The sequence below is a fragment of the Holdemanella biformis DSM 3989 genome (assembly GCF_000156655.1).
GTDB lineage: Bacteria > Bacillota_I > Bacilli_A > Erysipelotrichales > Erysipelotrichaceae > Holdemanella > Holdemanella biformis.
In genome coordinates this window covers 674,123-692,597 of record NZ_DS996841.1, presented here as the reverse complement: position 1 = coordinate 692,597, position 18,475 = coordinate 674,123, and the positions used below count along the sequence as shown (strand labels likewise).

Here is an 18,475-nt window from a genome sequence, read left to right as displayed (position 1 = left end):
ATGTAGTAAAAAAGAGATGATTTCTCACCTCTTAAACTACGATATTAAAAACATGTACTGCAATATTGAAATAAACTAGAATAGAGCAAGTATCCACGATTGTAGTAATCAATGGACTTGCCATAATGGCAGGATCTACACCAAATTTATTCGCAAATAGTGGAAGAATACAACCAATTAATTTGGCAACAATAACGACAACCATTAATGAAAGAGCAACAACGATTGCGATATTGAAGTTTTGGTACTGAATGAAAATACGCAAGCCATTGGCTGCAGCCAAAATAGATCCGACAATTAATGAAATTCTAAATTCTTTAAACATAACTTTAAAAATTTCTTTAAAGTGAATTTCCCCCAAAGCCAAACCACGAATAATCAAAGTGGAACTTTGAGAACCACAGTTTCCACCTGTATCCATCAACATGGGAATAAAGGACACAAGTAATGGTACAGCACTAAAGGCATTTTCATATCGAGTAATAATACTTCCTGTGATTGTTGCAGAAAACATCAAAACAAGTAACCATAAAATACGGTGCTTTGCCTGCTGCCAAACCGTAGTTTCAAAATATGTTTTTTCATTGGGCTCCATGGCAGCCATACGCGAAATATCTTCGTTAGTTTCATCAACCATTACGTCCATGGCATCATCAAATGTAACAATACCAACAAGACATCCATCACTATCAAGTACGGGCATCGCAATTAAATCATATTTTCTAAATAAGTGAGCTACTTGTTCTTGATCTGTATGCGTATGCACAGAAATGATATTTGTGTTCATCAAATTTGTGATGTTTTCATTATCATCACTTGTCATTAAACTTTTGGCAGTGACAATACCCATCAATCTTTTATTTTCAGTGACATAACAAGTATAGATAGTTTCCTTATGGATACCAATTTCTTTAATATGGTTCATGGCCTGTTTTACTGTCATTGTCTTTTTTAATGTGACATATTCAGTTGTCATGATGGATCCAGCACTGTCTTCCGGATATTTTAAAAGCTTATTAATTGTTGATCTTTTTGTTGAATCCAAGTTTTTTAAAATACGCGTAACTAAGTTGGCGGGTAGATCCTCTAACATATCGACCGTATCATCCATATATAAATCGTCTAATAATTCTTTTAATTCAGTTTCCGAAAACATGTCTACCAAAAATGTCTGCATTTTTGAATTCATGCATGAGAATACATCGGCAGCTTTTTCTTTAGAAATTAAGCGAAATGCCAAAGCACATTCTTTCGCATCTAATTCTTCTAAAAAGGCAGCTGTATCCATATCGTTCATTTCGGAAAGTATATTTTGTGCAGTTTTGTATTTTTTGTCTTGTAGTAATTGAATGAATTCTTCTTTGTTCATCATGATTATGTACCTCTGCTTTCTTGTTATAATTCAAACTATTCCCATCCGGATCCGTACACATACAAGCCTCACCTCCTTATCAACAAAAGAAAACGCCATTGCTTAAACAATGACGTTATTAATCTAGTATCACCGTTCAAGCTTTAGTATCACAGGGCATATAAATTACATTAAGCCAAGCCTTTGCGACTTTGCCTGCTGACCAACGAGTCGTGTCTCCACAACTTTGCGGCAGTAATCTTAGGAAATCCAAATCCCTGCGGTAACCTCACCTACCGTATATCTTTATGTACGTGAAAAGAATAATATAAATTAGTAAGTGAGTCAACCTTAACAGTATAAAAACTATGTTAAATTTAACTATATTATATGAAACTAATTCTCAGTTAGCAGGGTTTGCAGCGCTAATAGTTGGAATTGTTTTGGCATGGAAAGATAAAAGCTTATTTCAAGTATCGTTTGCATGCTGTTTCGTAGTTTTAACATTGGAATATATAATATGAAAATAATGCCACAAAAGTGACATTATTTTTTTAGTATATCTATTGTATGTGAGCTAGCACCAATTAGTTCTTGCCTTTCACATGTCGCAAGATGATATTTGATGAATAATTCAAATGTTTCATCATCCATCTTGTTTAAGATAGGACGCATATAATCACTTGGGCCATCGGCTGCAATAATTTGGATTCGTTCTAAACCTACATCTTCATTTAATTGATTAATTGTATCTAGACGAATGTAACTGTATAAATCATCAATATTTGTTTGAGTTTGAAATGTTTCATCTAGTTTTTTGGCTTCTAATGATTCTTTAATATGCCCATCTCTAAAGCCGTGAATTAGAACGCTATATTCATTCATAACGTAAGCCACAAATATAATTCCATCTTTTTTTGTAACACGTTTAGCTTCGGATAATGCTTTTAATTTATCTTCATAACTAAATAAGTGGTACATAGGTCCAAATAGTAGGGTGACGTCAAAAGTGTTATCTTGATATCTTGATAAATCTAAAGCAGTGCCTTGATAGGCCTTCACATTGCTTTTTTTAGCCTTTAAAACACCAAGATTATATTTAACAAGTTCAATCGCATCGACTTGATATCCTTCGTTGCTTAAGGCAACACTATATCTGCCAGTTCCGGCTCCAATATCGAGTATGCGATCTTCAGACTTTAGATATTTATGGATATATTTCATGCTTGTTGTATATTCAACTTGGCCATGTCTTGATAAGAGCCTTTTATCTTCACAAAATTTACCGTAATAATTTTCTAATTTACTCATGCATTATTTCCTCAACTTCTTTAATATAATAAGGTATATGTTTGGATTTTTGCAACGTTTCATGTATGATTATTTGTGGATAAAAACATATGTTTTATGAATGTAGAAATAGATAATAAATAATTTGGAGGTCAACTATGGAAAAAGAATTTAAAGCGATATATGGACAGGCAATGTCAATTGTAACGCATAAACCTAGTCAATATGCTAAAAATATTACGTTGCGTTATCCTATGAAATCGACATTCAAAGGGGATAAAGTACGTATTTGTTTGGATAACTTTACAGGTAAAGAAGGTGTGGTCTTTGATTCAGTCACAATTGGAAGAGTTATTAGTGGACGTGATTTAGATCCAACATCCATCGTTGATATTACTTTTAATGGTTCAAAAGGACTTCATCTTGATGTGGGAGAACAATGTTATAGTGATCCATTGGATTTTAAGGTGCATGAACAAGAAACCATTGCGATAAGTTTTTACCTAAAAGAATTTACGCATTTACGTTGTGGAGTCTATACACAAGGACCATTAAGCACAGGCTACTTTGGGGAAGGCGATTTTTCTCATGCAGGCATTATGGATCATGCTTCAAGTATGAAAACACCTTGGGTATTTTTCTTAAGTGAAGTTGCGGTACTTACCGATGCCAAAAACCAAGTTATCACATGTTATGGCGATTCTATTACTTCACAGGATTGGCCGGATTATTTACAGAAGCTCATGTGGGAAAATAATAAAAAAGTGTCTGTAGTTCGAAAAGCCGTTAGTGGAACACGTATTTTAAGGCAGTATTCTTGTGTTCAATATGAAGCTTATGGATTAAAAGGTGATTATCGCTTTGGACACGAAATGCATGTGGCTGGAAGTGATACTTTAATTATTTTGCAAGGAATCAACGATATTATTCATCCAGTCGGTGTTGAAAAGAATGAATTTAGACCATGGCAAGATCTTCCGTCAAGTCAAGAATTGATTGAGGGCTTAAGAAAATATGTAAAGCACGCGAAATCATTAGGAATGAAAGTCTATATTGGTACTTTGATTCCGATTGAAGGATGGCGTACATATGCATATTTTAGAGAGAACTTGCGTAATGAAGTCAATGAATGGATTCGTACAACGGATGAAATTGATGGCGTAATTGATTTTGATAAAGATATTTGCGATGGACATAAAATGCAAGATGCATTTGATAGTGGAGATCATTTACATCCAAGTGATGAAGGATATGCGCAAATGGCAAAAACTGCATACAATAAGATGTCCATGGAATAGTTCCATGGACATTTGTCATATATGAAAGAAATAGGCAGAAGAGATAAGTATAGTGAGCAAAAGAGGTTGACTGCTTATTTCTATATATAGAATAAGCAATATAGCTTAAAGTAATCTTAAAGAGGGTGAATGAAAAATGATTCGAATAGGAGTCTATGGACTTGGAAAAATTAGTTATCGTGTGATTCAAGGAATTTTATATGCTAATAATGCAGATTTATATGCCGTGTGTTCTTCAAACTTAGAAAAGGCAAATGCTTTTAAAGAAGAGTATGGGGCAAGAAAGGCTTACGATAGCTATGAAGAGATGTTACAGGATGCAAATTTGGATATGGTATATATTTGTACACCGAATTATTTGCATGCGAAACATATTCAAATGGCTTTAAATAATCATAAGCATGTAGTGTGTGAAAAACCAATGTGCGTATCATCAAAAGAATTAAATGCATGTTTTGATTACGCAAAGAAACAAAATTGTTTTTTGATGGAAGCTCATAAAACGGTATTTACGCCATTGAATCAAAAACTATTCGAAGTCATCTCAAATAAACAGATTGGACAAGTTAAATCAATAGATGCACAATATGCGACAAGATTAACAGAAACCATTTCAGGTTGGCATTTTAATAAGCCAGGATCTGGATGTATGTTTGATATTGGGGTTTATCCTATTTGTTATGCAAATCGGATGGCGAATAGCTCAATATTGAAAGTATCTCGATTTCAAGATGAGGCTTTGATCGAATATGAAAACGGGTGTGTGGCACATATCGCAACAAGCTGGGATGTAGATATGGAAAATACAGCTCATATATATGGTACAAAGGGTAGTGTTACTTGTAAGAATTTTTGGAAGAACACAGAACTTGTAATGAATGATAAAAAGATTGTGGTAGAACAAAAATCGGATTTTACTGGTGAAATCGAACATGCGTGTACTTGTATAGAGAGTAGAATGATAGAAAGTCCTGTTATGTCTAGAAATGCAAGCTTAGAGATTTTAAAGGTTATTGGCGTATGAGAAAACTAAAAATAGGTAGAATTTTAACTCTTTTTGTTGTCTTAATTCTTGTGGTGACAGCTAGTGTATATTGTATTCGAACATTTTTTCGACAAGATGAGATAATAGAAGAAAAAAGTTATTACGATTTAGATTTATTTTCTATGGAAAATGGTTGGATGACCTATAAAGATTCTTCTTATAAGTCTTTAACAGGAATTGATGTTTCAAGCCATAATCAGTATATTGACTGGTATTCTGTAAAACAGGATGGAATTGATTTTGCGATGATCAGAGTTGGCTATCGTGGTGCTCAAGAAGGAATCTTACATGAAGATGCATATTTTAATACGAATATGCAAGCGGCAATTCAGAATAAAATCAAAGTTGGAGCCTATTTTTTCTCGAGTGCTATTACAGAAGATGAAATTGATGAAGAAGTGAATATGGTATTAAATGAGATTCGAAATTATAAAATTGATATGCCCATTGTCTTTGATATGGAAGAATTTGAAAAAGGTGGAAGAATAGATAATCTGACACAAGAGCAGCGAACAAATTTGGCACTTCGATTTTGTGGTAAAATCAAAAAGGCTGGATATGATCCTATGATTTATGGGAATATGACTTGGCTTTATCAAAATTACGATTTTGAAAAGATATCCGAGTATCCAATATGGTTAGCGTCTTATTCTTCAGATTGCCCAATGGAGGATAAGTTTGAAATGTGGCAATATTCAAATATTGGCCAAGTGAATGGGGTAGAAGGAGATGTAGATATAAATATATATCTACAAAAGAAATGATATGATAGATTTTGAGAAATTCGAAAAGCAATGCGATGAAATTCGTGAAATTAACGCAAAGTATATTGAAGAGTTTGTAGATGAACTTTCAAAAAAGGGATTTGTTGATAAAACGATAAAGCGTCACTATGAGAATGTAGATTTCTATTTAAACACATATTTGTTAAGAGAAAATGCTTTGACAATGGAAAATGGTTGTAAGGATGAATACTTAAGTGATTTCTTTGGATACTTTTTCATACGTAAGTGTATGTGGAGTACACCGGATACAGTTAAGTCAACAATTGCTAGTCTTAAAAAGTTTTATCGATTTATGTATGAATCGAATCGATTATCAAAAGAAGACTATGAAGAATTCATGGATACAATTCGTGTTGATAAGGAATATTGGATAGATTGTTGCAGCAAATATAATGATGGAATAAGTGAATGGTGATTTGAATGAAAATAATTGATGGATATATGCCTTTTAAAGGGTTTAAAACATATTATCGAATTGTGGATGGTGGAGATAAGACTCCATTGATTTGTTTACATGGAGGTCCAGGATCAACACATAATTATTTTGAAGTATTGGATTGTATTGCCAAGACAGGAAGAAAAGTAATTATGTATGATCAAATAGGATGTGGTAAATCATATGTGGAAGGTCATGATGAATTATGGAACCAGGAAACTTGGATGGAAGAGCTTGTTGCGTTGATGGAATATTTAAATATTGAATCATGTCATTTGCTTGGACAGTCTTGGGGTGGTATGTTAGCGATTGCGTATGCGATTGAAAAGAAAAATGCCAAACTTAAATCTTTGATTCTTTCAAGTACATTGTCCTCAGCTTCATTATGGGCAAAAGAACGACATCGTATGATTGGGTTTATGTCGGATGATGAGCGGCAAGCTATTTTAAGTGAGGACTATGATTCTATAGCGTATCAAGCGGCGAATGAGCATTATATGCAGCTTCATTGCGCAGGTCCATTTGATAAAGATACACCAGAGTGTGTCACTAGAGAAAAGAAAGCAGGACAAAGATCTTATTTGATTGGTTGGGGTCCTAATGAATATACGCCATTAGGTACTTTAAAGGATTTTGAGTATACCGATCGTTTACATGAAATTGATGTGCCAGCGTTAATAATTAGTGGAACGAATGATTTATGTACGCCATTAGTGGCTAAAACGATGTATGATGGCATTAAAAATTCAAAATGGCATTTAATGCCTGCATGTCGTCATATGTGCTTTGTGGATGATCATGATACATATTGTCAAAATTTGAAGGATTGGTTAGCATCTGTTGAATAAAGCAGATGCTTTTTTACATATTTCAAAAAAACAGGCATGATCTTATTGTGAAAATCAGCATTTACGACCCACTGACATCAGTTGTCACAACATAATTTTTTTAAAATCCATTTTTTTGGAAATTAAAAAGTGTTTAAACACGATAAATAAAGGCTTTAAAAGAAATATTAATTTTTTTTAATTTAGGGGTTGAACACATGAAATATATGTGTTAGAATACAGGAGCTTGCGATGAAGTGCGAGGTTGCTGACCCACTGAGAACCGTTGTCATGGGTGTGGCCAGGTAATTCGCATGGAGCATGTTTATCTAGAATAAACGAAAGGAGTTAAACATGGCAAAAAATACTATGAGAATTCGCTTAAAGGCGTATGAGCACAGAATCTTAGATGATAGTGCAAAGAAAATTGTCGAAGCTGCGACAAAACACGGAGCTAAAAAGGTTGTAGGACCCGTTCCATTACCTACTGAAAAGCAGGTAGTAACAATTCTTCGTGCGGTTCACAAATACAAAGATTCACGTGAACAATTTGAAATTCGTACGCACAAGCGTTTGATTGAGATTGTTGCACCAAACAAGGAAACGATCGATTCTTTACAAAGACTTGAACTTCCTAGCGGTGTCGACATCGAAATTAAACTTTAATGGAGGTGTCAATGATGAAAGGACTATTAGGAAGAAAATTAGGAATGACACAAGTCTTCACTGAAGATGGTGTATTAATTCCAGTAACTGTAGTTGAAGTAACACCTAACGTTGTTTTACAAAAGAAAACAGTTGAAACAGATGGTTACAACGCAGTTCAATTAGGATTTGAAGAAATCAAAGAAAAACGCACAACTAAAGCAAACATCGGACACTGTAAAAAAGCAAATACAAGTCCAAAGCGTTTCATTAAGGAAGTGCGCGATTGTGACATGGATGTAAATGTTGGCGATTTAGTTAATGTTGATATCTTTGCTGCAGGAGAAACAGTAGATGTAATCGGTACAAGTAAAGGTAAAGGTTACAATGGTACAATCGTTCGTAACAATGCTCACCAAGGTCCAAAGACTCACGGTGGATCTAAGAACATTCGTCACATCGGTTCATTAGCTACAAACGGTATTACTTCACGTCAAGGACGTATTATGAAGGGTACTATCATGGCTGGTCAAGAAGGTGGATATACTACTACAAATCAAAACTTGACAGTTATTAAAGTTGATACAGAAAACAACTATATGTTAATTAAAGGTAACGTTCCTGGACCTAGAAAAGGTTGCGTAATGGTACGTACTGCTAAAACTAGCAAGGGAGATAAAGAACCTGTTACTTTAGTTGACTATACTGCAAATAAGGAGGTTCAATAATGGCTACTATCGACGTAATTAACCAAACTGGTGCAGTTGTTGGTTCAATCGAATTGAACGACGCTGTTTTCGGAATTGAACCACACCAACAGGCTATGTATGATGCATTGGTAATGCAAATGGCTAGCCGTCGTCAAGGAACTGCTGACACTAAAGGTCGTAGCGAAGTTTCTGGTGGTGGACGCAAGCCTTACCGTCAAAAAGGTACAGGACGTGCTCGTCAAGGTTCTATCCGTGCTACTCAATTTAGAGGTGGTGGAACAGTATTTGGAGCTACTCCACGTAACTATGCATACCGCATTAATAAAAAAGTTCGCCGTTTAGCAGTTAAATCTGCATTGAGCGAAAAAGTTCAAGAAACAGCATTCAGCGTTTTGGATAAATTTGAAATTGCTGAACCAAAAACAAAAACATTTGTTTCAATTATTGAAGCTATCCAAGCGCCAAAGAAAACATTGTTTGTTGTTGCTGATAGCGAAGAAGCAACAAACGTTTACTTATCAGCACGTAACATTGCTGGAGCTACAGTAATGGCTGCTTCTGCAATCAATACTTATGATTTAGTAAATGCAAACAAAGTTGTTATGACAAGCGCTGCCGTAAAACAAGTTGAGGAGGCATTGGCATAATGAAAGATTACAGAGACGTAATTATCCGCCCAATCATCACTGAAGCAACTATGAAGATGATGGCTGAAGATAACAAAGTAACTTTTGAAGTAGTTAAAGGTGTTAGCAAAATTGAAATTGCTAAAGCCGTTGAAGCTGCATTCAATGTAGAAGTTGTAAAAGTAAATACAATGAACTGCAAACCAAAAACAAAACGTGTAGGTCGTTATGTTGGAAAAACAAGCGCTGTACACAAAGCTATTGTAAAAATTAAAGAAGGACAAACAATCGAATTGTTCGGTTCTGAAGAATAATCAGGGAGAAGACGCTATTTCCTGAATAAATATTGCGATAAGGAGGAAAATTAAGTTTATGCCAATTAAGAAGTATAAACCAATGACACCTGGACGTCGTGGAATGACAACTTTGGCTAAAGATGAAATCACAACATCTAAACCAGAAAAAAGTTTGTTAGCACCATTGAAATCTAAAGGTGGAAGAAACAACACAGGACGTATTACAACACGTCATCAAGGTTCTGGACACAAAAGAACTTACCGTATCATCGATTTCAAACGTAACAAAGACAACGTGCCTGCACGTGTTGCTACAATCGAATACGATCCAAACCGTTCAGCAAACATTGCATTGTTAAACTATGCTGATGGTGAAAAACGTTATATCATCGCTCCAAAAGATTTGAAAGTTGGTATGACAGTTATCTCTGGTACAGAAACAGATATCAAAATTGGTAACTGCTGTGAAATGAGAAACATGCCTGAAGGTACATTTATTCACAACGTTGAATTAAAACCTGGTAAAGGTGGACAGATGGCTCGTAGTGCTGGATGTTCAGCTCAGATCTTAGGTATTGAAGAAAAATATGTAACTTTACGTTTATCTTCTGGTGAAGTTCGTAAAGTATTGGCTAACTGCCGTGCTACTGTAGGTACAGTTGGTAATGAAGATTACAGCTTAGTTAACTATGGTAAAGCAGGTCGTAACCGTTGGAGAGGTATTCGCCCAACTGTTCGTGGTTCTGTAATGAACCCTAATGATCACCCTCATGGTGGTGGTGAAGGACGTACACCTATCGGACGTAAATCACCAATGACTCCTTGGGGTAAAAAAGCATTGGGTGTTAAAACTCGTCGTAATAAGAAGGCTAGTACAAAATTAATTGTACGTCGTCGTAATGGTAAGTAGGCAAGGAGGTAAGATACAATGAGTCGTAGTTTGAAAAAAGGACCTTTCTGTGATGACCATTTGATGAAAAAGGTTGTTGCATTAAATGAAGCCGGAAAAAAAGAAGTTATTAAAACTTGGAGCCGTCGTTCTACAATCTTCCCTCAATTTGTTGAACACACATTTGCCGTTTATAACGGTAAGGAACATGTTCCTGTTTATGTAACAGAAGACATGGTTGGACACAAATTAGGTGAATTCGTTCCAACACGTAAATACACTGGTCATGGATCAGATGATAAGAAATCTAGATAGTAGGAGGAGAAGAAATGGAAGTAAAAGCTACCGCAAAAACTCTACGTATTCAACCTCGTAAAGCAAGACTAGTCTTAGACTTGATCCGTGGAAAAGACGTAGAAGAAGCAGCTGCTATTTTGAAATTCTTACCTAACAAAGGTGGATACCTTGTTGGTAAAGTATTACACTCAGCTGTTGCTAACGCAGTTAACAATAACGATTTAGATGAAAGCAAGTTATATGTGAAGGCTTGCTGGGCTGATGAAGGAATCACAATGAAACGCTTCATGCCTCGTGCTAAAGGTAGTGCGAGTGCTATTCACAAACGTACAAGCCACATTACAGTTGTAGTGGCTGAAAAAGAGTAGGAGGTAAGCTATGGGACAGAAAGTAAGTCCAATTGGAATGCGTGTCGGAGTCATTCGTGACTGGCAATCAAGATGGTACGCTGACGATAAAGAATTCGGAACATTATTAATGGAAGATGTTAAGATTCGTGAATTGGTTGAAGCATACTACGCTAAATTATCAAACGAAGCTGTCGACAAACGTAAGGCAGACCCTCAAATCTCTCGTATCGAAATCGAACGTACTAAGGGTCGTATGACAGTTATCATCCGTACTGCTCACCCTGGTGTAGTAATCGGTCAAGATGGAAAATCAATCGAAGGATTGAAAAAGAAAGTAGCTAAAATTGCTTCTGCAAAGAACGTTCAAATTAACGTTGTAGAAGTTGCTAATCCTAACTTAGATGCTCGTTTAGTAGCTCGTTGGATTGCAAATGAATTGGAAGGACGTAAATCTTTCCGTGCAACTCAGAAAAAAGCTATTCAAAACACTATGCGTGCTGGTGCTAAAGGTATCAAAACTGCAGTATCTGGACGTCTTGGTGGAGCTGATATGGCACGTACTGAAGGATATTCAGAAGGAGTTGTTCCTTTACATACACTTCGTAGTGATATTGACTATGCTTGGGAAGAAGCAGCGACTCAATATGGTCGTTTAGGTGTAAAAGTTTGGATCTGCCGTGGTGAAGTATTACCTGGTGAAATGGTTAAAGAACCAGAAGCTCCAAAACAACGCCCAATGCGTAAAGGAAAAGGACGTCGTCGTCCAGATGCTCGTTCAAACCGTGCCCCTAAAGATGCTGCTAAAACTGCAGCACCTGCAGAAAAAGGAGGTAACGAATAATGTTAATGCCTAAACGTACAAAGTATCGTCGTCCTCACCGTTTGAGCTACGAAGGTCGTTCAAAAGCAGGTCGTACAATTGACTTTGGTGAATATGGATTGGTTGCAGAATCAGGTAACTATGTAAGCAACCGTCAAATTGAAGCAGCCCGTATTGCTATGACACGTTATATGAAACGTGGAGGAAATGTTTGGATTCGTATTTTCCCTCACATGGCACGTACTAAAAAACCTCTAGAGGTTCGTATGGGTTCTGGTAAAGGTGCTCCTGAAGGATGGGTAGCCGTAGTTCAACCAGGACGTGTAATGTTCGAAGTTGGTGGAGTAAGTGAAGAAGTAGCTCGTGAAGCTTTACGTCTTGCTGCTCACAAATTACCAGTTAAAACTCGTTTTGCTAGAAAAGGAGAAGTGAAGTAATGTTAGCTAAAGAAATCCGCGAAAAAACAAATGAAGAGCTTCTTCAGGAAATCGATACGCTTAAAGATGAACTTTTTAACCTTCGTTTCCAGCAAGCCACAGGACAGTTAGAAAATACAGCTCGTTTAAAAACTGTTAAGAAGACAATTGCTCGTATTAAAACTGTATTGACAGAGCGTGAAAACGCTGGTCAAGAGTAGGGAGGACGTATCTAATGGAAAGAAACGCTCGTAAAGTATACCGTGGTACAGTTGTGTCTGATAAAATGGACAAAACTATCACAGTTATGGTAGAAACTAAAAAAACACACCCATTATATGGTAAACGTGTTAAATATTCTAAGAAATTTAAAGCTCACGATGAAAACAACGAAGCTCGTATCGGAGATACAGTAGTAATTATGGAAACTCGTCCATTATCAGCTACAAAACGTTTCCGTTTAGTAGAAATCGTTGAAAAGGCTCGTGGTTAATACTAGGAGGAGAAAGCAATGATTCAAAACGAAAGTCGTATGCGCGTTGCTGACAACACTGGAGCTAAAGAAGTTTTAGTTATCCGTTGTTTAGGTGGTAGCGTTAGAAAATTTGCAAACATCGGTGATGTCGTTGTATGTGCTGTTAAACAGGCTACTCCTGGTGGATCCGTAAAAAAAGGTGATGTAGTTAAAGCCGTAATCGTACGTACACGTCGTGGTGTTCGTCGTGAAAACGGAACTTACATCAAGTTCGATGATAACGCTTGTGTAATCATCAAAGATGATAAGACGCCAAAAGGAACTCGTATCTTCGGTCCAGTTGCACGTGAATTACGTGATAAAGACTTCATGAAGATCGTTTCTCTTGCGCCAGAAGTATTATAGGAGGTGTGTCTAAGTGAACATTAAAAAAGGTGATAAAGTAAAAGTTATTACAGGTGCTTACAAAGGCACAATCGGTGAAGTAAAAGCTGTATTCCCTAAGGAAGATAGAGTTATCGTTGAAGGTGTTAACATGGTTAAAAAACACTTGAAGCCAACTCAAGCTAATCCTGAAGGTGGAATCGTTGAAAAAGAAGCTAAAATTCACGTTTCAAATGTAATGCTTTACGATGAAAAAGCAAAAGTTGCAAGCCGTATTACAACAAAAGTTGAAGTTGTAGATGGTAAAAAAGTTAAAACACGTATCTTTAAAAAGAGCGGTAACGAAGTGAAGTAGGAGGGTAGAAGATGAATCGTTTACAAGAAAAATATAAAAACGTAGTTGTCCCTCAAATGATGAAAGATTTCGAATACAAATCTGTCATGGAAGTACCTCACGTTGAAAAAGTAGTAATCAACATTGGTGTAGGGGATGCCATCACTAATGCAAAATTATTAGATGAAGCTGTAGAAGAATTGACAGCTATCACTGGTCAAGCTCCAGTTGTAACAAAAGCTAAAAAATCAATTGCGAACTTCAAATTGCGTGAAGGTATGCCAATTGGATGTAAAGTTACTTTACGTAAAGAAAAAATGTATGAATTCTTAGATAAGTTATTCAACATTTCATTGCCTCGTGTACGTGACTTCCGTGGAGTTAGCGATACTAGCTTTGATGGTCGTGGAAACTATACATTAGGTATTAAAGAACAAATCATTTTCCCTGAAATTGATTTCGATAAAGTAGACCGTACTCGTGGTATGGACATCGTAATCGTTACATCAGCGAAAACAAACGAAGAAGCAAAGGCATTATTAACTCAAATGGGTATGCCTTTCAAAAAGTAGGAGGAGCTTTTAAATGGCAAAGAAATCAATGATTAACAAACAACAGCGTCCTCAAAAATTTAAAGTTCGTGAGTACACTCGTTGTGAACGTTGTGGTCGTCCACACTCTGTATTAAGAAAATACAAATTATGTCGTATTTGCTTCCGTGAATTGGCTTACAAAGGTCAAATTCCTGGAGTTAAAAAGGCTAGTTGGTAAGGAGGTATATTGCATATGATTATGACTGATCCTATTGCGGATATGCTGACTAGAATCCGCAATGCTTTGCAACAAAAGCATGCCTCTGTCAGTATGCCAGCGAGCAATGAAAAGAAAGCAATTGCTCAAATTTTGAAAAATGAAGGTTTCATCACTGACTTCAACATTGAAGGTGATGTTAAGAAAACTTTAAACATTGAATTGAAATACGGACCTAACAATGAAAAAGTAATCAGCGGATTACGTCGTATTTCTAAACCTGGTCTTCGTGTTTACGCTAAAGTAGAAAACTTACCTAGCGTATTGAACGGATTAGGAATCGCAATCATTTCAACAAGCAATGGAATGATGACTGACAAAGAAGCAAGAAAAAACCACTTAGGTGGAGAAGTTATTGCTTACGTTTGGTAATAAATATATAGGAGGATAAAACGTAATGTCACGTATCGGGAATAAACTGATTACCGTTCCTGCAGGCGTTACTGTTGAAGTAGCTGCTGGGAATGAGGTGACTGTTAAAGGACCTAAGGGTTCTTTAACACGTACATTCTCTTCTTTGATGGAAATCCACGTAGAAGAAAATGTTGTCACTGTAAAACGTCCAAATGACGATAAACACACAAAACAATTACACGGAACAACTCGTGCATTGTTACACAACATGGTAGTTGGTGTATCTGAAGGATTCACTAAAGACTTAGAATTAGTTGGTATCGGATTCCGTACTGCAATGAAAGGAAACGTATTAACTTTAAACGTTGGATATTCTCACCAAGTTGAGATGCCAGTTAAAGAAGGCTTAGAAGTAACTTGTCCAACTGCTACAACTATCAAAGTTGCAGGTATCGATAAACAAGAAGTTGGAGAATTTGCAGCAAATGTTCGTGCTGTTCGTAAACCAGAACCTTACAAAGGAAAAGGTATTCGCTATGTTGGTGAAAACATCCGTCGTAAGGAAGGTAAAACAGCAGGTAAGAAATAGTAGTGGGAAAGGAGATCAAAAATGTTTACTAAAGTATCACGTAATGAAACTCGTGTACGTCGTCACAAACGTGTACGTACAAAAATTAGCGGAACTCCTGAATGCCCACGTTTATGCGTATTCAGAAGTAACGCACACATCCATGTACAAATCATTGATGATGTTAACCAAAACACATTGGTCAGTGCTTCAAGTGTTGACATGAAATTAGAAAATGGTGGAAACGTGGAAGCAGCTCGTTTGGTAGGAACTGAAATTGCTAAGCGTGCACTAGAAAAGAATATTAAAGAGGTTGTATTTGACCGTGGTGGATATGTTTACGCTGGTCGTGTACAAGCTTTAGCAGAAGCAGCTCGTGAAGCTGGCTTGGAATTTTAGGAGGTCGCACAATGGCAATGGATAGAAAACCAAGAAGAGACCAAAAAGAATTTGAAGAACAAGTAATCTCAATCAACCGTGTAACTAAAGTAGTTAAAGGTGGACGTCGTTTCCGTTTTGCTGCATTAGTTGTAGTTGGAGATCGTAAAGGCCGTGTAGGTGTTGGTACAGGAAAAGCTAACGAAGTTCCTGATGCAATCAAAAAAGCGGTTGAAGATGCTAAGAAAAACATCTTCACAGTACCAGTTATCGGTACAACAATCCCTCACGAAATCACTGGTAGATATGGTGCAGGATCTGTATACATGCGTCCAGCTATCGAAGGTACTGGTGTTATCGCTGGTGGTGCAACTCGTGCAATCCTTGAACTTGCAGGTATCTCTGATATCTTAACTAAATGTTTAGGATCACGTACAAAAATCAACGTTGTTCGTGCAACAGTTGATGGATTACAGAACTTAAGAACTGTAGAAAGCGTTGCTGCGCTTCGTGGTAAGAAGCCAGAAGAAATTCGCGGGTAATAGGAGGTAAATCAGATGAAATTACATACAATGAATTTAGCCGAAACTCGCACAGAACGTAACCGTGTTGGTCGTGGACCTGGAAGCGGAAACGGAAAAACAAGCGGTCGTGGACAAAAAGGTCAAAAATCAAGATCAGGTGGAGGAGTTCGCTTAGGTTTTGAAGGTGGTCAAACACCATTAGCAAGACGTTTACCAAAACGTGGATTCACAAACTTCAACCGTAAAGAGTATGCTATTGTTAACGTTGAAACATTAAATCGTTTCGAAGATGGAGCAACAGTTAATGCAGCTGCTTTAATTGAAGCTGGTGTTATCAATAAAGAACTTTCTGGACTTAAAGTATTAGGTAACGGTGAGTTAACTAAAAAATTAACTGTTGAAGCAGTTAAATTCTCTAAGTCAGCTAAAGAAGCTATCGAAAAAGCAGGCGGAAAAGTAGAGGTTCTATAATATGGCAGGCAAGATAAAGGCAATGTGGACGAATAAGGATATCCGCAATAGGATTCTATTCACCCTATTTGCCTTTCTTGTCTATCGTTTGGGATCAGCCATTACAGTTCCTGATGTAAATACAGCAGATCTTGTAAATGGTATTGGAGAAAACTCATTGTTCGCAATGTTAAATCTATTGGGAGGTGGAGGACTTGAACAGTTCTCTGTCTTCGCTTTAGGTGTTACTCCATATATTACTGCTTCTATCATTATCCAATTATTAAGTATGGATGTAATTCCACACCTAACTGAATTGAGTAAAGCTGGAGCAAATGGTCGTAAAACATTAGACAAGTACACTAGATATCTTGCGGTCGTTTTTGCCTTTGTACAATCATTTTCATTAGTATACGGTTTTTCAAAAGCATATACAGGATTGATTGTCGGCGGTGTTACAATCAGTAAGATTTTATATATTGCAACAATTTTTGCTGCAGGAAGTATGTTTTTAGTGTGGGTTGGAGATCAAATTTCAATGAAAGGTATTGGAAATGGTATTTCAATGGTGATTATGGCAGGTATTGTAGGGCGTATGCCTCAACAATTCTCTAGTGCCTGGTCAAGCTTAATTACGGGTGAGTCTGCGCCAACCTATGGAGCTTGGTTATTTGCCGCATATATATTAGTTTATTTATTAATTATTATATTTGTTACACTAATTAATACAGCTGAAAGAAGAATTCCAATTCAATATACATCAAGTTCAATTTCATTAAGTAAACCAAGTGAAGCAAACTACTTGCCATTGAAAGTCAATTCAGCAAGTGTTATTCCAGTAATCTTTGCAAGTTCATTGATGATGGCTCCTATTCAAATTGCTTCATTCTTCCCATCAAATGATTTCATTAAAGAAATGCAAAAATGGTTGGGATTAAAAACTTGGTATTCACTTGTAATCTATGTGTTATTGATTTTATTCTTTACATTCTTCTATACAAAGATGCAAATCAATCCAGAAAAAGTTGCTGAAAATTTAGGTAAATCAGGTTCATATATTCCAAGTGTTCGTCCAGGTAATGAAACAAAAGAATATATCAATCGAGTATTATCAAGAATTACAGTACTTGGATCTGTAGCTTTAGCAATTATTGCTGTTATGCCACATATCATGCCTCTTGTATGGCCTGATCTTCCAAATTCAATGGCTTTAGGTGGAACAGGAATGATTATCGTTGTTGGTGTTGCTATTGAAACTGTACGCCAAGTTCAAGGATTGATTACTCAAAAATCTTACAAAAAATATTACGAAGACTAATATCTTCAGGAGAATAGATATGAATATATTTATTATGGGTGCTCCTGGATCTGGTAAAGGTACATTCTCTACAAAAATTAAAGAAGAATTTAACTTAAACCACATCTCAACAGGAGATATCTTCCGTGCAAATATTGCTGGAGGAACAGAATTAGGTCTACAAGCAAAAGCTTATTCTGAAAAAGGATTGTTAGTCCCTGATGAAATCACAAACAAAATGGTTAAGGATTACTTAAACACTTTGGAAGATAAAAAGAATGGATATTTATTAGATGGATATCCAAGAACTTTAGCTCAGGCAAAAGCTTTTGAAGAAATGACTGAAGGAACAGATTTGGCAGTTGAAAAAATTGTTTATATGGATGTTCCATTTGACGAATTAACTCGTCGTATTACAGGTCGTCGTACTTGTAAAAAATGTGGAGAAATCTACAACATCTATTCAAAACCATCAAAAGTTGAAGGTGTTTGTGATGTTTGCGGTGGAGAATTAACTCAACGTAAAGATGACAATGAAGAAAGCTTAAAGGTTCGTTTAGATGAATATGCAAAGAATACAGAACCTGTAATTGCATATTATGAAGAAAAAAATATGGTTTCAAGAATCGATGCGTCAAAATCTATGGAAGAAATTTGGCCAGATTTAAAAGAAGCCTTGAAAAACAAGTAAGTTGCGCTTATAATATATAAGCGCAACTTTGCTTGCGATTATACATTCACGTTTCTGTTAAAATCCGCATGTACACATACGCATTTTAGCAGGGCCATTAAAATACGTGAATCATTACGTAGGAGGAAG

At 36.3% G+C, this 18,475-nt stretch carries 29 protein-coding genes and 1 riboswitch; of the genes, 27 read left to right on the top strand and 2 right to left on the bottom strand.

What is annotated here, in order from left to right; translation table 11 throughout:
• Positions 1-31: 31 nt before the first annotated feature.
• Entirely contained in the window at positions 32-1,372 is a 1,341-nt protein-coding gene (mgtE, locus tag EUBIFOR_RS04995; protein WP_003864853.1) for a magnesium transporter, read from the bottom strand.
• Between the two features lie 120 nt (positions 1,373-1,492).
• Positions 1,493-1,659: riboswitch (M-box (ykoK) riboswitch) on the bottom strand.
• Positions 1,660-1,897: 238 nt separating this feature from the next.
• Positions 1,898-2,662: a class I SAM-dependent methyltransferase gene (locus tag EUBIFOR_RS04990; RefSeq protein ID WP_003864851.1), complete on the bottom strand. Its 765-nt coding sequence runs from the start codon at positions 2,660-2,662 to the stop codon at positions 1,898-1,900.
• Positions 2,663-2,799: 137 nt separating this feature from the next.
• On the opposite strand from EUBIFOR_RS04990, the gene EUBIFOR_RS04985 reads away from it, so the two are divergent.
• The 27 genes from EUBIFOR_RS04985 to EUBIFOR_RS04855 all read left to right on the top strand — a co-directional run bounded on the left by EUBIFOR_RS04985 (position 2,800) and on the right by EUBIFOR_RS04855 (position 18,346).
• A complete protein-coding gene (locus tag EUBIFOR_RS04985; RefSeq protein WP_003864850.1) occupies positions 2,800-3,939 on the top strand; it encodes a GDSL-type esterase/lipase family protein in 1,140 nt (379 codons plus the stop codon).
• Positions 3,940-4,075: 136 nt separating this feature from the next.
• Positions 4,076-4,963 carry a Gfo/Idh/MocA family protein gene (locus tag EUBIFOR_RS04980; RefSeq protein ID WP_003864849.1) on the top strand — a complete coding sequence of 296 codons (888 nt, stop codon included), beginning with the start codon at positions 4,076-4,078 and terminating at the stop codon, positions 4,961-4,963.
• Positions 4,960-5,748 (top strand): glycoside hydrolase family 25 protein, encoded by a 789-nt coding sequence (locus EUBIFOR_RS04975; RefSeq protein WP_003864848.1) that lies wholly within the window; start codon positions 4,960-4,962, stop codon positions 5,746-5,748. The genes EUBIFOR_RS04980 and EUBIFOR_RS04975 overlap by 4 nt, the downstream gene beginning before the upstream one ends.
• A 1-nt stretch (position 5,749) precedes the next feature.
• Complete coding sequence (locus EUBIFOR_RS04970) at positions 5,750-6,184, top strand: hypothetical protein (protein ID WP_003864847.1); 435 nt, start codon at positions 5,750-5,752, stop codon at positions 6,182-6,184.
• A 5-nt stretch (positions 6,185-6,189) separates the two neighbouring features.
• Complete coding sequence (pepI, locus tag EUBIFOR_RS04965; RefSeq protein WP_003864846.1) at positions 6,190-7,053, top strand: proline iminopeptidase; 864 nt, start codon at positions 6,190-6,192, stop codon at positions 7,051-7,053.
• A gap of 333 nt (positions 7,054-7,386) precedes the next feature.
• Entirely contained in the window at positions 7,387-7,698 is a 312-nt protein-coding gene (gene rpsJ / locus EUBIFOR_RS04960; protein ID WP_003864845.1) for a 30S ribosomal protein S10, read from the top strand.
• A 14-nt stretch (positions 7,699-7,712) separates the two neighbouring features.
• Positions 7,713-8,405 carry a 50S ribosomal protein L3 gene (rplC, locus tag EUBIFOR_RS04955; RefSeq protein ID WP_040466218.1) on the top strand — a complete coding sequence of 231 codons (693 nt, stop codon included), beginning with the start codon at positions 7,713-7,715 and terminating at the stop codon, positions 8,403-8,405.
• Positions 8,405-9,034, top strand: coding sequence for a 50S ribosomal protein L4 (gene rplD / locus EUBIFOR_RS04950; protein ID WP_003864843.1), 630 nt, complete (start codon positions 8,405-8,407; stop codon positions 9,032-9,034). Before rplC ends, rplD begins: the two co-directional genes overlap by 1 nt.
• Positions 9,034-9,327 carry a 50S ribosomal protein L23 gene (rplW, locus tag EUBIFOR_RS04945; RefSeq protein WP_003864842.1) on the top strand — a complete coding sequence of 98 codons (294 nt, stop codon included), beginning with the start codon at positions 9,034-9,036 and terminating at the stop codon, positions 9,325-9,327. The genes rplD and rplW overlap by 1 nt, the downstream gene beginning before the upstream one ends.
• 58 nt (positions 9,328-9,385) lie before the next feature.
• Positions 9,386-10,219: a 50S ribosomal protein L2 gene (gene rplB, locus EUBIFOR_RS04940; protein ID WP_003864841.1), complete on the top strand. Its 834-nt coding sequence runs from the start codon at positions 9,386-9,388 to the stop codon at positions 10,217-10,219.
• Positions 10,220-10,237: 18 nt separating this feature from the next.
• On the top strand, positions 10,238-10,513 hold the full coding sequence (gene rpsS, locus EUBIFOR_RS04935; RefSeq protein ID WP_003864840.1) for a 30S ribosomal protein S19: 276 nt from the start codon (positions 10,238-10,240) through the stop codon (positions 10,511-10,513).
• A 14-nt stretch (positions 10,514-10,527) separates the two neighbouring features.
• Positions 10,528-10,863 (top strand): 50S ribosomal protein L22, encoded by a 336-nt coding sequence (gene rplV / locus EUBIFOR_RS04930; protein ID WP_003864839.1) that lies wholly within the window; start codon positions 10,528-10,530, stop codon positions 10,861-10,863.
• A gap of 10 nt (positions 10,864-10,873) precedes the next feature.
• Positions 10,874-11,686 (top strand): 30S ribosomal protein S3, encoded by an 813-nt coding sequence (gene rpsC, locus EUBIFOR_RS04925; protein ID WP_003864838.1) that lies wholly within the window; start codon positions 10,874-10,876, stop codon positions 11,684-11,686.
• On the top strand, positions 11,686-12,102 hold the full coding sequence (rplP, locus tag EUBIFOR_RS04920) for a 50S ribosomal protein L16 (protein WP_003864837.1): 417 nt from the start codon (positions 11,686-11,688) through the stop codon (positions 12,100-12,102). Before rpsC ends, rplP begins: the two co-directional genes overlap by 1 nt.
• Positions 12,102-12,302, top strand: coding sequence for a 50S ribosomal protein L29 (gene rpmC / locus EUBIFOR_RS04915; RefSeq protein ID WP_003864836.1), 201 nt, complete (start codon positions 12,102-12,104; stop codon positions 12,300-12,302). The genes rplP and rpmC overlap by 1 nt, the downstream gene beginning before the upstream one ends.
• 14 nt (positions 12,303-12,316) lie before the next feature.
• Positions 12,317-12,574, top strand: coding sequence for a 30S ribosomal protein S17 (gene rpsQ / locus EUBIFOR_RS04910; protein WP_003864835.1), 258 nt, complete (start codon positions 12,317-12,319; stop codon positions 12,572-12,574).
• An 18-nt stretch (positions 12,575-12,592) separates the two neighbouring features.
• On the top strand, positions 12,593-12,961 hold the full coding sequence (rplN, locus tag EUBIFOR_RS04905) for a 50S ribosomal protein L14 (RefSeq protein ID WP_003864834.1): 369 nt from the start codon (positions 12,593-12,595) through the stop codon (positions 12,959-12,961).
• A gap of 13 nt (positions 12,962-12,974) precedes the next feature.
• Positions 12,975-13,295 carry a 50S ribosomal protein L24 gene (gene rplX, locus EUBIFOR_RS04900; protein ID WP_003864833.1) on the top strand — a complete coding sequence of 107 codons (321 nt, stop codon included), beginning with the start codon at positions 12,975-12,977 and terminating at the stop codon, positions 13,293-13,295.
• Positions 13,296-13,306: 11 nt separating this feature from the next.
• Positions 13,307-13,846 carry a 50S ribosomal protein L5 gene (gene rplE / locus EUBIFOR_RS04895; RefSeq protein ID WP_003864832.1) on the top strand — a complete coding sequence of 180 codons (540 nt, stop codon included), beginning with the start codon at positions 13,307-13,309 and terminating at the stop codon, positions 13,844-13,846.
• Positions 13,847-13,859: 13 nt separating this feature from the next.
• The gene (locus EUBIFOR_RS04890) at positions 13,860-14,045 is read left to right on the top strand and encodes a type Z 30S ribosomal protein S14 (RefSeq protein ID WP_003864831.1); all 186 of its coding nucleotides are present in this window, start codon (positions 13,860-13,862) and stop codon (positions 14,043-14,045) included.
• A gap of 15 nt (positions 14,046-14,060) precedes the next feature.
• On the top strand, positions 14,061-14,456 hold the full coding sequence (gene rpsH, locus EUBIFOR_RS04885; protein ID WP_003864830.1) for a 30S ribosomal protein S8: 396 nt from the start codon (positions 14,061-14,063) through the stop codon (positions 14,454-14,456).
• Between the two features lie 25 nt (positions 14,457-14,481).
• On the top strand, positions 14,482-15,027 hold the full coding sequence (gene rplF, locus EUBIFOR_RS04880; RefSeq protein WP_003864829.1) for a 50S ribosomal protein L6: 546 nt from the start codon (positions 14,482-14,484) through the stop codon (positions 15,025-15,027).
• A gap of 21 nt (positions 15,028-15,048) precedes the next feature.
• Positions 15,049-15,405, top strand: coding sequence for a 50S ribosomal protein L18 (gene rplR, locus EUBIFOR_RS04875; protein WP_003864828.1), 357 nt, complete (start codon positions 15,049-15,051; stop codon positions 15,403-15,405).
• 17 nt (positions 15,406-15,422) lie between these two features.
• Positions 15,423-15,926: a 30S ribosomal protein S5 gene (gene rpsE, locus EUBIFOR_RS04870; RefSeq protein WP_050755942.1), complete on the top strand. Its 504-nt coding sequence runs from the start codon at positions 15,423-15,425 to the stop codon at positions 15,924-15,926.
• A gap of 15 nt (positions 15,927-15,941) precedes the next feature.
• Positions 15,942-16,379: a 50S ribosomal protein L15 gene (rplO, locus tag EUBIFOR_RS04865; RefSeq protein ID WP_003864826.1), complete on the top strand. Its 438-nt coding sequence runs from the start codon at positions 15,942-15,944 to the stop codon at positions 16,377-16,379.
• Position 16,380: 1 nt separating this feature from the next.
• Positions 16,381-17,676 carry a preprotein translocase subunit SecY gene (gene secY, locus EUBIFOR_RS04860; protein ID WP_003864825.1) on the top strand — a complete coding sequence of 432 codons (1,296 nt, stop codon included), beginning with the start codon at positions 16,381-16,383 and terminating at the stop codon, positions 17,674-17,676.
• A 19-nt stretch (positions 17,677-17,695) separates the two neighbouring features.
• Positions 17,696-18,346, top strand: coding sequence for an adenylate kinase (locus EUBIFOR_RS04855; RefSeq protein ID WP_003864824.1), 651 nt, complete (start codon positions 17,696-17,698; stop codon positions 18,344-18,346).
• Positions 18,347-18,475: the final 129 nt, after the last annotated feature.